The sequence below is a fragment of the Rhizobium anhuiense bv. trifolii genome (assembly GCF_024346605.1).
Taxonomy (GTDB): Bacteria; Pseudomonadota; Alphaproteobacteria; order Rhizobiales; family Rhizobiaceae; genus Rhizobium; species Rhizobium anhuiense.
Genome location: NZ_CP098801.1, coordinates 378,916 through 393,118, shown reverse-complemented (window position 1 = coordinate 393,118; position 14,203 = coordinate 378,916). Strand labels below are relative to the sequence as shown.

Here is a 14,203-nt window from a genome sequence, read left to right as displayed (position 1 = left end):
CCCATTCCTCCCAGAACAGGCGGGGCCTCAGGCCCCGCGCCAAAAATCAGGCGCCAAAAATCAGGCGATCGCTTCCATCTTGCCGCCGGCCGGAATGCTCGGCGCCGTCTTATTGTCGGTGATGACGAGATCGTAGCCGCCGCCGTCCTTCAACCGCCACTGGCCGCCGACGAGCGGCGTCTTGGCAATGTTCTTGGCGGCAAATGGCGGCAGGCCTTTGCCGTCCCAGGCGATCGGACCGACCAGCGTATCGAGCTTGGTGGCGGCAATCGCCTCTGCGACGGCATCACCATCCTTGGGGTCCCCGGCCCGCTTCATCGCATCCACCGCCAGCTCGAACAGCGCATGGGCAAAACCGATCGGCTGTGTCCAGGGCCTGTTGGTCGCCTTGGTGAAGGCCGCTGCCACCTCAGCCGCACTTTCCCCAGTCAAGGACGACTTGAACGGATGGCTTGGCGTCCACCAGACTTCCGACGACAGATTATGCCCGGCATTGCCGAGCGCCTCCACGGTCTGCGGGAAGAGCAGCGCCTTGCCGATCGAGGCGATCTTCGGGGCGAAACCCTGCTGCTTGGCCTGGTTCCAGAAGGTGGTGAAGTCAGGCGGGATCACCACGCCGGTGATGATTTCGCACTGGCCGGATTTGAAGGCGTTGATCTGCGCTGAGAAATCATCCGTCATGTTCTGGTAGCGGCCGGGGTCAATCAGGCCGTAGCCCATTCTCTCCAACACCGGCGGGAAGCCGACGACCTTGTCGCCCCAGGCATTGCCGTCGCCGTCATTGGGGAACAGGCCGCCAACCTTTTTATTGGTCTCGATCTGCGCCCACATATTGGTGAAGACGGAGATGACGTCCTCCAGACCCCAGAAGAAATGATAGGCATAGTTGAACGGTTTCCAGGACGTGGGGTCACCGGGATTGCCCTGCTGGCCGATGAACCAGGGCTGCCAGGGCGCGACCGTCGAAATGCAGGGCATTTCCTCGGCCTCGCAGGTGGTCGCCACCGGATTGGTGGTCTCCGGCGTCGAGGCGACGAGGATCAGGTTCACCTCGTCGGTGACGATCAGTTCCTTGGCGACTTCGGCTGCCCGGTTCGGATTGGACTGGCTGTCCTTGACGACGATCTCATAGTTGAGACCCATCGACTTGGTGGTTGCCAAGAAGCTGTCGATGACAAATTTGTCGGCCTCGCCGAAGGCGGCAAGCGGCCCGGTCTGCGGGCTGACATAGCCGAGCTTGATCGCAGCATCCTGTGCGATTGCGGGGGCGGTAAGCCCGGATGTAGCCGCCAGTGCCCCGGTGGCGGCCGTGGTCTTCAGAAAATCTCGCCTCGTAAACATGTTTCCTCCTCCCATTTTTCTCTCCTCCCAGAGAGCGTGGTGTCTGTCGTCAGCTCATGCCGGCCGCTTGCCCTCCCAAGCATCCTGCAGCAGGGCGCGAATGGATTCGCGGTCGATCGGTCTTGGATTCCAATAGGGATTTTCGGTGGCAATATCAGCGGCGCGGTCCAGATCGGCTTCGCTCAGACCCAGATCCTTCAGCGCCAGCGGCGAGCCGATTTGCCTGGCGAAATCCCAAAGCCCGCCGCCGACCGAACCGCCGAAGATATCAGCGACCGGCGCCAGAAGCTCCGGCACGGCGGCGGCATTGTAGGCGGCGGTGTGCGGCAGCATGATCGCATGCGTATCGGCATGCGGCGTATCGAAGGTGCCGCCCAACGTGTGGCAGATCTTGTGGTGCAGCGCCATGCCGACCGTGCCGAGCACCGTGCCGCAGAGCCAGGCACCGTAGAGCGCATCGGCGCGGGCCTCGGGAGCCCAAGGCCTGGCGATGATGTCAGCCAGGCTGGTCTTGAAGGCCCGCAGCCCCTCAGCCGCCATCAGCGTCGAAATCGGGTTGCGATCCCGAGCATAGAGCGCCTCGACCGCGTGAGCCATGGCATTCAGCCCAGAGGTGACGCTCATGCCGATCGGCAGGCCAAACGTCAGTGCCGGATCGTAGATCACCACCTCAGGCAGGATGCTCGCATGGCGCACGGTTGTCTTTCGCCCACCCTCCGTCTGGCCGAGGATCGGCGTCACCTCAGATCCGGCATAGGTCGTGGGAATGACGATCTGCGGCAGATCGGTGCGATAGGCGATGGCCTTGCCAAGCCCGGTGGTCGAGCCGCCGCCGAGCGAGACGATGCAATCGGCCTTCGTCTCGCGAACCACCTCCATAGCTTTTTCGGTGACATCAACAGGCGTGTGCATGACAGCGCCCGTAAAGACGCCGACGGCGCGCGAGCCCAGCCGCTCCGCCAGGGCCTCCGCATCCGACTTCTGATGCGGCGTCGAGAGGACGAGCGCCCCGGTGCATCCGAGCTTTTCCACCCATTCACAGGCGGCAGCGCTCTTGCCTTGGCCGAAGACGATATGGGCGGGGCTGCCGCTATAGATGAAGTCGCGGCTCATGTGTCGGCTCCCTGTCTGGCGCGGACCATGACGAAGGCGAGGTCGAGCCGCCACGTCGTTGCGCACTTGCCTTGCCGCTCGCCCTGGCGCTCAAAGCTTCGCACCAGATCCGGCTTGACGCTGAAGATCGCGTCTTCGGCCAGATGCGGATCGCTGCTGTCATAGATATGCGTGGTGATCGTCTCGAAGCCCGGCGCTTTGATGATGAAATGAAGATGCGCGGGGCGGCGCAGCGGATAGCCCGCCTGTCGCAGGAGCTTTCCCACCGGACCATCGTCCGGCACGCCATAGCCGCAGGGCTTGATGGTGCGATAATGGAAATGTCCATCCGTATCCGTGCGGAAGCTGCCGCGCAGATTGAACTCCGGCTGCAGGTCCGGCTGCTGGTTTTCGTAAAAGCCTTGAGCATTGGCCTGCCAGGTGATGATCTCGGCATTTGCGATGGGATCGCCATCGAGATCCTGCACGCGGCCAGACACATCGACCGTCTCGCCGATGCCATCGAGAGAGATATTGCTGCCGAGCGCCAGTTGCGGAACGTCCGCGCGGAAGAACGGTCCGCGCACGGTGTTGGGGGTGGCCGCCTTCGGACGGCGCGAATTGATTTCCTCGACCAGTGCCGAAACACCGAGCAGATCCGACAGCAGCACCCACTCCTGGCGCCGCTCGTCGCTGGCATGGCCGACATCGGTCAGAAATTCGATCGCCTTGCGCCAGTCCGCCTGGGTCGGCCGCAATTCCCGGATGAGGGCATGAAGATGCGTCACCGCAGCCGCCAGAATCTGCGGCAGACTGTCGTCCTTCGAATGCGGAAGTCGTTGCGCGAACATGTCATGCGAGGTGGCCTCGCTGAAATGCAGCGCCGTCGGTCCCGGCGTCATGCGTCTCCTCCAGGGCATTGGCTGGTAGAGATAAATTAGCGCGAGATCAGGTTGCCCATGATGATTTTATTCCAGTTTAATATATCATATCGTTATGAAAATAGATGAACGACATCTTGTCCAACTGGCTGCGGTCGTCAAAACCGGCGGCGTCACCGAGGGCGCGGCCCTGCTCGGCCTTTCCCAGCCGGCGGTGTCGCGCACGCTTTCCATGCTGGAAGCGCGGATCGGCGAACCGCTTTTCATCAAGGGCCGCCGTCCGCTGCAGCCGACGCCGCTCGGCCGAGCCTTAGCCGACCACGGTCAGACCATGCTCTCGGCATCGCGCAAGGCGTCCGATGTCGTCGAGAGTTTTCGGGTCGGCAAGAGCGGCGTCGTGCGCGTCGGGGGCACGCCCTTCTTCATGGATGCGCTAATCGCCGGCATGATCGCCGAGTTCCAGAACCAGCATTCCGATGTACGTATCGACCAGACCTACGGCTATTTCCCGGACCTGCGCGCAGCACTTCACGCCGACCAGATCGATCTGGCCATCTGTCCGATCGATATTCTCGACGAAGGGTCCGGCCTGGAATTCCAGCACATCCTGCCTGGCCGCAACGTCGTTGCCTGTCGGGTCACCCATCCGCTGCTCATGAAGCGACGTCCACAGCCTGCGCATCTGCTCGACTTTCCCTGGGTCGCGCCGCCGCCGGGTAGCCCGCTTCTCGCCGACTTGCGCAGCATGCTCCTGTCGTTCGGCGCAACCGAAGTCAAGATCCGCTATTCGGGCGGCTCCCTCATGAGCGTCATCCACTATATGAAGGCGGCTGATGCGCTTACCATTATGCCGCACAGTGTCGTCTTCGCATTGCGCAACGACAAATCCATCACCGCCCTGCCCGTCCCCATCCCCCATCCGGAACGCGCGCTCGGTTTGCTGAAGCGCTCGGACGCACCCCGCACGCCCGCCGTCGATCACTTCGCTCGTCACATCCGCACGGGCTTCGATAACCTCAAGCACCTGATAAAGCGGCATGAGCAGTCAGTGGTCTGGGGCTCATGAACAATATGCAAGCACCGGCAGCAGGCAGGGCACTTCGGCAAGCTGAGACGACAAAATTCTCCAGCCGCTTATATGGAGCTAACGTTGCCGTTCGCGGTGAGAGCCCCAATGGTAGCTATCCCGTCAGGGATGCCTGACTTGATTGGAGCCGTGAACTGATAACCGCCATTTCGGATCGTCCGGAAAAGCGGGCCACTTTGGGTTTGACCAAGCTTGCGACGCAGCCTGCTCATCAGGACGTCTATTGATCTGTCCACAGGCTCGCTCCTGCGTCCGTGTGACAGATCAAGCAGCCGGTCACGTGTTAACGGTCGGCCCGGCCTCTCAAGAAAGGCCACCAGAAGGTCAAATCCGGCCCCGGTCAACTCGATTTCCGGGCCAAGGAACTTGCAAACCCGCCGGGTACTTGTGTCAGCGATAAGTTCTGCGAAGTTGAAGACCTTGTGGGTGTCGGCGTCCTCGGCGTTAGCGGCTCGTCGCAGGACTGCCCTGATCCTTGCTACAAGTTCTCGCGAATTGAACAGCTTGCCGAGGTAATCGTCTGATCCGAATTCCAGAGCACAGATCGTATCTCTGCTAGTGCGGTCCCGGACGTCGGGTGCGAGAGAGATCAAATTGGAAGGAGTTGGCTTGGAAGGATGGTGAGCGTCCCGCTTGTCCAGCAATATCAGTCGTCAGCTCGCCGCGCCAGCTGTTTACTGGTATCAGCGACATTGGCCCATTGCATCGGCCTTCCAAATTGAGGTTACAGGGATAACGAGCAATGCGCTTCGGCCGGTCGATGCCGCCGACCAAAATAGCAATGGCAAGCACTGTTGCCAAAATCGGGACGTAGGGCCGGTACATTTTATCGGTCACTTTGGTTTGGCCTGACGTTGGGTCAGAAACGGATACCGCTTGCAATCTGAACAATAGAATAGCCGCGCGAATGCTAAGTGACGCAAAGCTCGAGTAAAGTTCGGTAAATTTGGATCTCGAATGTGACTGAAGTCGCGCGGCTTAAACTAATCTGGAGGCCAGCGTCGACGTATTGACGTGTGATAACGGCATTTTGGCGCTGGGAGCGATGGATGTCATCCGTAGCGAGTTCGGCCTAGGAATTCCGCATGAGCTGGCGATCATCGGCTTCGCCAATATCGGGCTCGAGAGACCGAGTGCCAACAAGGCGTGACTGTAATTTGGCATCTCGTATGGCCGCAGCAATGGAAGTGACGGAATGTTTCGCGCTTCCCTTCTTGCTGTTCTTGCCCCGCAAGCGGGGCAAGAACATTGTCGCTAGATAGCTGGTTCTTCTCCGCCGATCAGGCAACTTCCTCTGATAGCCGTTCAAAGATCGGTTTCAGCCGGCGATGGCGTCCGACCGGCGGATGCTCTATTTCGACGAGGCGCCCTGATTTCTTCTCGCGCTTCAACCAGTCGCGCAGGGTCTCGGCGCTGGTATGATCAAGATAATGCAAGCGGGCACCCGCGATCCTGATCTTACGACCCTCGGGAAGCGCTTCCAGCGTGTTGAGCAGTACAGGAACGTCCTTGCAAGTCGCCGCGCCGACGAGGTCGAGGTGGATGGTTTCCTCATCCTCCAACCTGTCGATGGCAAGTTTGCGACGGAGGTGCGGTAGGATTTCCAGTATGGACAGCGCAAGGCCGAGCGCCACGCCGACGAGCAGGTCCTGAAGCACCACCATCGCCACCGTCGCGGTCCAGATTCCCACGGGAACCCAGCCGTGATGATCGAAGAGGTGCCGGACGTGATGGAGACTGATCAGCCGCCATCCTGTCACAAGCAGCACCGCGGCAAGTGCGGTCAGCGGCACCATCGCGAGCAGTTGCGGCAGAAATGCCACCAGCCCAAGGATCCAAACGCCGTGCAGAACGGCCGACGCCCGTGTCCGTGCGCCGGCCTGAATGTTGGCGGACGATCTGACGATGACACCGGTAATCGGCAAGGCACCAAGCAGACCACAAAGTCCGTTGCCGATGCCCTGGGCAAACAACTCCTTGTTGAAGCGGGTCCGCACGCCATCATGCATTCGATCAACGGCGGCGGATGACAGCAGCGTTTCCGCACTGGCGATCACCGCAATGACCAGCGTCGCCACTATGATACCGGGCTCGACCATCCTGGCGAAGCCATCGAGCGTCGGCAATGCAATGCTTTCGACGAGAGAGGACGGCACCTCCACTCTTGCGATCGGCAGTTGCATCCCGACGGTCAATATCGTACCGGCCGCGACCCCCACCAGGGCACCAGGTACCAGCATCAGGGACTTCGGCCTGAACTTCTCCCAGGCGATCATGGCAAGCAAGGAAATCAACCCCACGAGGAGGGCGACCGCTTCACGCGTCAGCCCCGCGCCCCATACGCGAGCGAAGGTCTGCTCCATGGCAGTGACGTTCTCAATGCCTCCGGCAGCGGGTCTTGCCCCCATCAGCACATGGATCTGGCCAAGAATGATGAGAATGCCGATCCCGGCGAGCATGCCGTGGACGACCGCAGGCGAAATCGCCCGAAACCATGAGCCGATCCGTAGGAAACCCGCGAGGACCTGCAGCAATCCGGCCACGATGAGAACCGGCCCGAGCATGGCAGCGCCATATTGCTCGACGAAGCCGAAGACGATCACGGCTAAACCCGCCGCCGGCCCCGACACCTGAAGTGGGGATCCGGCCAAGAGGCCGACAACGAGGCCGCCGACAATGCCGGATATGAGGCCCATGGCCACAGGAACTCCTGAGGCCACCGCAATCCCGAGGCAAAGCGGTATGGCGACCAGGAACACGACTAGGGACGACGCGAGGTCGCGCGAAAGAACAGAGCTGGAAATCATCGGCCTACTCCGCGGCTTGCGGAATCACATGCGGACGACCACGACCCTTAACCGCGACGGGCAAGGGCCTGTTCTCAAGGATTTCCGTGAAGCGAGCGGCCGCACCGTCATAGACGAGCACCTCCCCCGTCTCGATATCGAAGAACCACCCGTGCAGGGTAATGTCGTTGGTCGCCAGCTTGGCGGCGACGGAAGGATGCGTGCGCAAGTGGTCGAGCTGGACGACGACGTTTTCCATCGCGATGGCGCGAATTCTTTGACGCTCGGACAGGTCGACGGGGTAGGCTTCGCAAACAATCGAATGGGCAGCATGACTATGCTTCAGCCAGGCAGCGACATTCGGCATCGGCTTCAGAAGATCGGGATGGCAAAGCCCTTTCATCGCACCGCAATCGGAATGCCCGCACACGATGATATCACGAACGCCGAGTGCTACGACCGCGTATTCTATCGCCGATGATACACCGCCATTTGCCGTGGAAAAGGGAGGAACGATATTTCCGGCATTGCGGCAGACGAAGAGTTCGCCGGGGCCGGACTGCGTGATTGTTTCGGGCATCACCCTGCTGTCGGCGCAGGAAATCATCAGCGCCTGCGGCTGCTGTCCCTCCTCCGCTAGCTTGCGATAAAGTGCCTGATGGTCTGGAAAGACGGCACCGCGAAAGCTGGAGATCCCTTTAAGCAAATCACCCATTGTCGAGTCCTTGTGTTGGGCCGGACGGCAGGCAGGGGGCGTACCCAGCCCGGCGGGTTGGCATGCGCGATATTTCGCAAGTGCGAGATAGGGGAAGTTGCCGGCGAGAAAATAGCCGACACGGAATGATTGCAATCTCATCTATAAAAATCTTGTGAGTGGATTGTGAAATGATTTTAGTCGACGCCTGCCTATCGTGACGGACGTTGAAATCTCAAATTCGTTTCGGTGAAAGCGTCTCAGGGTGAGATCCAGAGAAGCGGCAATCGTCTGCTCTCGAAAGCACCCGAACATCGACCCGCAGATCGTAAAACGCCTGATTTAATGGGATAGGCTGCACAAACCCATCAGCGCGCTGTAGTTCTGGATGGAAGTAGGCGGCCATCCGCGGACCCGGGCCATTCGCGCGCCTGACGACCGCGTGCTCGAGCCCGCCGCAATTGTACGACTTCTTTGCCGTCGGGGCTGATCCCGCGTTCGACGTCGTCATCGGAAATCCTCCCTATATCCGATACCAGGACTTTACCGGGGAAGCCCACGCCCGTGCCCGGGAGGCGGTCATCAGGGGCAGCATTTCTCCGACGGGCCTCGCCTCGAGTTGGGCAGCATTTACGGTGCACTCTGCATTGTTCCTGAGGAAAGGCGGTCGCCTAGTCTTCGTCTTGCCCGCCGAATGGGATCGAACCGGCGTTGGCTAATCGTGAAGCACCTGATAGACCATAGACTGCCGAGTATGAGGTGGCACCATCTTCAGAGAGAACCGCGGACCGACCGGAGAGCTTTAATGGGCTGGAAAACACCGAAGATCGAATACGTGAATGGCTACAAGATCGTTGAAGTTGAAGGGCCTTCATTCAAAGTCTACGATGGCGACCGTCAGCTCGGGGACGATTTCCCCTATCCTGGCGAGGCTGCTGCCTACGCAACCTCTTTGCCAAAGCGGGATCATCCACGCAGCTAAGCGAGAAGCCGCGGAAGATCATTGAAAAACTCTCTATGGCAGGCCTTACCGAATGCGGACCAAGATTTGACCAGCTCCCAACTTTCTTCACCGCTGGAACTACTTGGGTGGTCCGAATTCTTCGCGGACCAAGTCCAGGCCAGCGAAGCGGACTTGATCCCCAGACGCATCGCTTCAGTTCACCGAGCCCGCATCCAGGCGATCGATGTCACCGGGCCGGTTGGACTGGAGTTTCCATCCAATACCAATACCGGTGACTACGCGGTGGGCGACTGGGTTCTTGCCGATTCACTCACTGACATGCTTATCAGACGTCTCGACCGAAAAAGCGTCCTTCAACGACCTCCGGAAGGCGGACGTGGCCTGCAACTTGTTGCCGCCAACGTCGACACCCTGTTGATCGTGACCTCGTGCAACGCCGATTTCAATCTTGCTCGGCTGGAACGTTACCTGATCATGGCCACTCAGGCCGGGATCAATCCGGTGATTGTCCTGACGAAGGCTGACACCGCGGACGATGCCGACATTTTCCAGGCGCAAGCCGAGGCTTTGCAGCGCGACCTGCCTGTCATTGCCTTGAATGGGCGCTCGGCGGATGCCGTTTCCCTGTTGAGGCCTTGGTGCGGCATTGGCCAGACGGTCGCGCTGGTGGGATCCTCTGGTGTTGGAAAATCAACGCTGGTTAACACCATGACTGGGCCTGAATCTGACACAAAGCAAAAAACAGGCACCATCCGGGAATACGACGCGCAGGGCCGACACACGACCACGGCGCGATCCCTACATGCAGTTCCAGGCGGCGGGTGGGTTGTCGATACGCCGGGAATAAGAACGCTTTACGTGAGTGATGTTGCCGACGGTATCGACACCCTCTTTGCTGAGATAACCGAACTGGCGCCGCTTTGCCGCTTTCGCGATTGCACCCATGCCCATGAGCCGGGGTGCGCGGTGCAGGCAGCTGTCGCAAGCGGTGCCCTAGTCGCCGATCGCCTGGAACGCTGGCGGAACCTGCTTGCAGAAAACCGCGACCGAACACCGGTCGTCAGTGGACCCCGCGGCAACAAGATCGTTCGCAAGAAGAAATATTGAAAGTGCTGACGTTTGCGACGGTGCTCACCGTCGTCAACCACGATCCGCCATCAGAATTGCTAGGCTTTGGGATAGCGTCAGCGCTCAATGAATGGGATTGCGGTCAAGAAGAACACCCTGCAAGCGGCCGCTCCCGCTCGTGAGGGATAAGTCTTTGAACAACCAAGATATAAGGCGCGGTCGCAATCCTTGCCTCTCATCGATGAGGAGGAATGAGATCCTCTTTATCTCGATCGTGATCACACCCGCAGTGTCGTGGCGACGATAACTCCCCGAATCGATTGCATGGAATCCATTTTCCACCGCCCAGGCGGCTATCATGTCCGCGTTCATTAAAGTCCTGCTTTAGAAGATGCGGACTTGCTTTCCTTAACAGTCCGCTCGCGCAAATCGGTTTGCAGTCCCACGGATACAGCAACTGAAATGCGCTAGACCAGACAAATCCGTCCAAGATTCCAGTTGCCGCTTAGGTGTTGCGAGAAAGACTCAGAGCAATTCATTGCGAATCAGTACGACAGAGCCGGGCCCCGCCCGCGTAGCAAGCGCTCCTGAACGGACTCGAAGTGAACACCCACTCGTTCGAGAGCGCCTGCCCATCTGATTAACCGTATATGGCTTCAGACCGGAGACCACCTGCGTTTGCTCCGTTCTGGAAAGTTCAGGGGCTGGCCAAGGTGCCAGGACTGCGAATATTGCCACTTCCGGCGGTGAGATCACTGAGCCGGGGAGATCAACACGACAGTTGGAAGTATCACCGGCAATACTGCGTGAAGGCCTTTCCGGCAAGAAAGAGCGGCGCCCGCGGAAACGGCGCGCCCCGCCTCGTCGATGGCGCAGCGAGTTCTTCGATGCGGTCATAGCGCACCGCAAGTTCGGCATAAACGACATCGTTGATCAGCGGCGGGGCGGCGAGAGTGGCCGCTTCGAGTTGCTCAATCGACCAGTCAGCCCAGGTTCCATCATTGGTCACGAGATCGAGCAGGACATTCGTGTCGATGAGCGTCAGACGTCACCACGTGTGAGCGCCATGATCGCGTCGGTAGTGAGCCCCTCTCCGGCGTATCAGCTTTTGAAAGCGGCTGAGGGCTGCTTCCTGTCGGCTCTTGTCAGTACCACACTACCATCTGCGGTCCGATGAAAATCGACCTCGCTTCCGGGCACAATCCCGAGCAATTCTCGAACGGCTTTGGGGATAATGACCTGCCCCTTTGCTGTGACTGTCGTCGTCACGCCGAAACCTCGTAATCCCGATTTGGCGTTAGGTATTACCTTCCGGTTTCGATTTCAATATCCCTAAGTGAGCCTCTGGCATCGGATGCTCCGTGAGCGCCGTGGTGTTCGACGATGTCAGAGGCATCAGATGATGTGCTCAACACAACGTGATTTCGTCGAGGGCGCCGGCTTGCATTGTCACCGCCGCTCGTCGAGTTTCCTGACGGGCTGGGAATGAAGCGTCGCAACGGCCATCATTCCGGTTACCTTTTCACCAGGTCTTCCATCACCTCGGGGCCGAGGACCTTCTCCAGGGCTTTCACCCCGTTTTTCGGCAGTCTCGATAGGCCGCTGACGATGCCCTCTTTCCACGCATCCCCACGATTCCATGCTTCCTCCCAAGCATCCGCCAGCTCGCTGTCGTGGCGCGTCTCGACGAGGGCTTGGAAGAGCAGGGATGCCTGGGTCAGGTCTTTGTCCGACTTAATGCGTCCTAGAGTGTCTGTGCGCCTTCTTGAGGACACGATGAGCTTGTGAACTGCATACCTTTCGGGAGCGGGGACGAGGACGTTCACGCCTTCGCGGAAGAGAAGCACCGTGCGGACAGGTTCATAGATCAGGAAATCCAAGAACCGCAGATTTTCCGCCGACGCGCCACCGAGGGCGGGCATAGGAGACGGCTTGCCCGTGTATTCGTCCGATCCCCGATTTCCCGTGAGAAACTCCACCCGGTAGCCCTTGGCGTTTTGGAATGCCGCCACCTTCGCTTTGTCAGCATGGTGCGGAACCGGCCGAAACTCGGGATCAACCGACTGGAGGACTTCCAGCACGGGAGGCAAACTGTCTTCGACCCCGGCTGAGATCGCAAAGTCCTGCGCGAAATCGGCATCGCCGGTCTGCATTGCCGACGAGGGCAATCGGACCCCTAGCATCCCCGCATATGTGCTGAAAGCCACCGACCCGATCAGGACTGCACGAAGACGGAACAATCCGGCGTCAGCAAGCGCCTTCGTGACGTCGCCCGCGAAGGTGTCGGGACCCGGAAGGCCAGCGCGGCGCAGAGTGCTAACCATGCGCCTCCGCTCACGCATGTCGTCTCTGATTTCCTTGTGAGCCTTCACCCTCGCCGTGATTGCCTCGTCGCTGTGTGGACCGACATAGCGTCGCTTGTCCTTTCCCTCGGTAGTAGGGAGATCGAAATACCAGTAATCGCGGCCCTTCACGGTGACCGTTACAAACCACCCCTCCAGAGGGAAGTCTGCCGCAAATTGCGCATCAAGCGTCCGCTGCGTTAGCTCCGCGAACATCGTCCGGTAGCTGATGTCGATCTCTTTCATCATTGGCGTTTCCCCTCCAGGCGTGCGGGGGCCCTCTCGGCCCACAAACTAAGGCCCGCGCCTTGCCCATGCGCTCTTGCCCTCTTTTAAAAAGTCGCCCTGTCTTGCGCCGTTATAAGTCTCTGCCAAGACCTTATAACTCCCCGTTCTATAGTCAAGTTATAAGTCTCTGCCAAAACCTTATAACCAAAGCCGCGCTAATGCCTGTGGCACAAACAAAATCCGGCTCCCCGGGGTTAAAGCCGCATGTGATGTCAGTTCGGCAGCACCGGCACTTGGCGCCAAGATTCTTCGAGAGATCTGATCTCTTATCATCGCGCCCAACTCGCCAAAAGTTCGAAACCCATATGCAAGTCGGCGAACCGCCGTTTCAGAAATCTTGCAATTGCGCGCAACCTCAGCAGCACTTTCGAATGCAATAATTTCGCACTGACCTATAGTTTGCCTCGCGACCAGTTGGAGACTGTCGGGAAAGACACTCGGCCGCTTGGCGATTAGGCACCTCAGTTTCCTGGAGTGTTGCGGGGGGACGATGTCGCCGAAACAACTGCTGCGAGTAAAGGCGCCAGGGAGCCGTAGAGCAGCGAGACGCAGCCGAGGCAATCGGCATCTGCACATGCTGGGCTCAGTACGCCATCCCCGAGATCAAATGGATGCAGCAGCGTTTCTTGGACTCAGGACGCGCGCTTCGATGCGAAGCGGAGGGCTGTGGCATCAAGGAAGGCAGCAACTCAGTGAACGACGGTGATCACCGGAATTCCAGCTTCATCGGCGGCACGGATCAGCGCTTCTCGCGCGTCCTCGGCCAATATGTCCCCATGGATAGCATCCCGGCATGCCCTGACCGCGATAAGATATTCCTCTCCATCGTCGATGGGCCAGCAAGCCGTCAACATATTTGCCGCCTCCCAAAGGCTCGCGACAAGCTTGTATTTTTCCGGCCCATTTACAACGAGCATCAGCGGGGTAAACTCTCCGGTTGTGTGCCACTTCATGACGTTACGCCTTCCCACGGTAAACATATTGGTAACCGTGCAAGAACCGTTCCGGGTGGGGGGCGGCATGATCCAGATTCTCACTTCAAACGAAGCGACCTTAACTTTGACGAAGGATGCCGGCCTCCTTCGCCGCAGCCTCAAACGCAGATCGCGCTTCCGCGTCGGGAACAACGCCACTCGCCGCGTCCAGGCATACCTTCCACGCTGTCGCATAGCTGGCGCTTCTGTTCTCGGGCCAGTATTTCTTCAAGAATGCGACCGCCTCTCTAGCGTTCCTGATGACGTGAACCCGATCATCTATCTTCAATTCGACGTTCGCGTCCCAGATGCTGATCATGGCGTCCTCCGTGGGGCAGGCTTCCCACAAACGTATATTAGGAAGATCTGTTCCAAGCGGACGATCCTGCCGAAATTTTGGAGGGCGGCAGCCCAAGAGCGAATTGGAAGGGCTTCGTGCATCGCTCCTGGCGTGAACCGAAACCGGACTGACTTCGGGCGTGCACATGCCAGCATTCGGTTGAAAATCGCGCAGCCGATGGCAACTTCGGTCTGTTACGCGCGGAATGAGCGTGCTCGCTGCCGGTGTCGGATGATCGAGTTGTAGCGGCCGATCGCGGCCTCGACCAAGGACCGCTTCCCTATCATCGAGGCATAATTCTCTATAATGGAAGCGTGGCCGTGGGTGAGAACATATGCGAAATGGA

The 14,203-nt window shown here is 59.3% G+C and carries 13 protein-coding genes and 4 pseudogenes; 4 read left to right on the top strand and 13 right to left on the bottom strand.

All coding sequences use genetic code 11. The features are described 5' to 3' along the window. Window positions 1-60: 60 nt before the first annotated feature. The 3 genes from NE851_RS01950 to NE851_RS01940 are packed head-to-tail and all read right to left on the bottom strand — an operon-like array spanning window position 61 to window position 3,335. A complete protein-coding gene (locus tag NE851_RS01950) occupies window positions 61-1,341 on the bottom strand; it encodes an ABC transporter substrate-binding protein (RefSeq protein ID WP_028757987.1) in 1,281 nt (426 codons plus the stop codon). Window positions 1,342-1,395: 54 nt separating this feature from the next. Continuing rightward, a complete protein-coding gene (locus NE851_RS01945) occupies window positions 1,396-2,454 on the bottom strand; it encodes a maleylacetate reductase (RefSeq protein WP_097623359.1) in 1,059 nt (352 codons plus the stop codon). After that, window positions 2,451-3,335, bottom strand: a complete 885-nt coding sequence (locus tag NE851_RS01940) for a dioxygenase family protein (RefSeq protein ID WP_097623358.1) — start codon at window positions 3,333-3,335, stop codon at window positions 2,451-2,453. The genes NE851_RS01945 and NE851_RS01940 overlap by 4 nt, the downstream gene beginning before the upstream one ends. A 94-nt stretch (window positions 3,336-3,429) precedes the next feature. Between NE851_RS01940 and NE851_RS01935 the strand changes: the two genes are divergently transcribed. Next, a complete protein-coding gene (locus tag NE851_RS01935; protein WP_028757990.1) occupies window positions 3,430-4,380 on the top strand; it encodes a LysR family transcriptional regulator in 951 nt (316 codons plus the stop codon). Between the two features lie 68 nt (window positions 4,381-4,448). On the opposite strand, the pseudogene NE851_RS01930 reads toward NE851_RS01935, so the two are convergent. From NE851_RS01930 to NE851_RS01915, 3 genes and pseudogenes are all read right to left on the bottom strand, one after another. After that, window positions 4,449-4,952: pseudogene (locus NE851_RS01930) on the bottom strand (winged helix-turn-helix domain-containing protein); the annotation flags it as partial. 729 nt (window positions 4,953-5,681) lie between these two features. Beyond that, entirely contained in the window at window positions 5,682-7,208 is a 1,527-nt protein-coding gene (locus tag NE851_RS01920) for a SulP family inorganic anion transporter (RefSeq protein ID WP_254955929.1), read from the bottom strand. A 4-nt stretch (window positions 7,209-7,212) separates the two neighbouring features. Next, on the bottom strand, window positions 7,213-7,902 hold the full coding sequence (locus tag NE851_RS01915) for a carbonic anhydrase (protein ID WP_097544191.1): 690 nt from the start codon (window positions 7,900-7,902) through the stop codon (window positions 7,213-7,215). A gap of 437 nt (window positions 7,903-8,339) precedes the next feature. On the opposite strand from NE851_RS01915, the pseudogene NE851_RS01910 reads away from it, so the two are divergent. The 3 genes and pseudogenes from NE851_RS01910 to rsgA all read left to right on the top strand — a co-directional run. Beyond that, window positions 8,340-8,576, top strand: a pseudogene (locus tag NE851_RS01910) (Eco57I restriction-modification methylase domain-containing protein); the annotation flags it as partial. A 110-nt stretch (window positions 8,577-8,686) separates the two neighbouring features. Continuing rightward, window positions 8,687-8,863 carry a hypothetical protein gene (locus NE851_RS01905; protein ID WP_018071841.1) on the top strand — a complete coding sequence of 59 codons (177 nt, stop codon included), beginning with the start codon at window positions 8,687-8,689 and terminating at the stop codon, window positions 8,861-8,863. Window positions 8,864-8,884: 21 nt separating this feature from the next. Further along, a complete protein-coding gene (gene rsgA, locus NE851_RS01900) occupies window positions 8,885-9,952 on the top strand; it encodes a ribosome small subunit-dependent GTPase A (protein WP_254955907.1) in 1,068 nt (355 codons plus the stop codon). A gap of 84 nt (window positions 9,953-10,036) precedes the next feature. On the opposite strand, the gene NE851_RS01895 is transcribed toward rsgA, so the two are convergent. The 7 genes and pseudogenes from NE851_RS01895 to NE851_RS01865 all read right to left on the bottom strand — a co-directional run. After that, on the bottom strand, window positions 10,037-10,285 hold the full coding sequence (locus NE851_RS01895; RefSeq protein WP_097623355.1) for a hypothetical protein: 249 nt from the start codon (window positions 10,283-10,285) through the stop codon (window positions 10,037-10,039). 421 nt (window positions 10,286-10,706) lie between these two features. Then, window positions 10,707-10,958 (bottom strand): annotated as a pseudogene (locus tag NE851_RS01890) (DNA-binding protein); the annotation flags it as partial. A gap of 56 nt (window positions 10,959-11,014) precedes the next feature. Continuing rightward, window positions 11,015-11,182: an AbrB/MazE/SpoVT family DNA-binding domain-containing protein gene (locus NE851_RS01885; protein ID WP_097623354.1), complete on the bottom strand. Its 168-nt coding sequence runs from the start codon at window positions 11,180-11,182 to the stop codon at window positions 11,015-11,017. Window positions 11,183-11,427: 245 nt separating this feature from the next. Next, window positions 11,428-12,504: a nucleotidyltransferase family protein gene (locus tag NE851_RS01880; protein WP_097544187.1), complete on the bottom strand. Its 1,077-nt coding sequence runs from the start codon at window positions 12,502-12,504 to the stop codon at window positions 11,428-11,430. 728 nt (window positions 12,505-13,232) lie between these two features. Then, window positions 13,233-13,496 (bottom strand): DUF982 domain-containing protein, encoded by a 264-nt coding sequence (locus tag NE851_RS01875; RefSeq protein WP_097544186.1) that lies wholly within the window; start codon window positions 13,494-13,496, stop codon window positions 13,233-13,235. A 100-nt stretch (window positions 13,497-13,596) separates the two neighbouring features. Continuing rightward, a complete protein-coding gene (locus NE851_RS01870) occupies window positions 13,597-13,836 on the bottom strand; it encodes a DUF982 domain-containing protein (protein WP_097544185.1) in 240 nt (79 codons plus the stop codon). 143 nt (window positions 13,837-13,979) lie between these two features. After that, window positions 13,980-14,138, bottom strand: a pseudogene (locus NE851_RS01865) (IS5/IS1182 family transposase); the annotation flags it as partial. Window positions 14,139-14,203: the final 65 nt, after the last annotated feature.

Coding starts and splice junctions, on each gene's coding strand:
- NE851_RS01950 (WP_028757987.1), bottom strand. CDS start 1,341: ATGTTTACGAGGCGAGATTTTCTGAAGACCACGGCCGCCACCGGGGCA.
- NE851_RS01945 (WP_097623359.1), bottom strand. CDS start 2,454: ATGAGCCGCGACTTCATCTATAGCGGCAGCCCCGCCCATATCGTCTTC.
- NE851_RS01940 (WP_097623358.1), bottom strand. CDS start 3,335: ATGACGCCGGGACCGACGGCGCTGCATTTCAGCGAGGCCACCTCGCAT.
- NE851_RS01935 (WP_028757990.1), top strand. CDS start 3,430: ATGAAAATAGATGAACGACATCTTGTCCAACTGGCTGCGGTCGTCAAA.
- NE851_RS01920 (WP_254955929.1), bottom strand. CDS start 7,208: ATGATTTCCAGCTCTGTTCTTTCGCGCGACCTCGCGTCGTCCCTAGTC.
- NE851_RS01915 (WP_097544191.1), bottom strand. CDS start 7,902: ATGGGTGATTTGCTTAAAGGGATCTCCAGCTTTCGCGGTGCCGTCTTT.
- NE851_RS01905 (WP_018071841.1), top strand. CDS start 8,687: ATGGGCTGGAAAACACCGAAGATCGAATACGTGAATGGCTACAAGATC.
- NE851_RS01895 (WP_097623355.1), bottom strand. CDS start 10,285: ATGAACGCGGACATGATAGCCGCCTGGGCGGTGGAAAATGGATTCCAT.
- NE851_RS01880 (WP_097544187.1), bottom strand. CDS start 12,504: ATGATGAAAGAGATCGACATCAGCTACCGGACGATGTTCGCGGAGCTA.
- NE851_RS01875 (WP_097544186.1), bottom strand. CDS start 13,496: ATGAAGTGGCACACAACCGGAGAGTTTACCCCGCTGATGCTCGTTGTA.
- NE851_RS01870 (WP_097544185.1), bottom strand. CDS start 13,836: ATGATCAGCATCTGGGACGCGAACGTCGAATTGAAGATAGATGATCGG.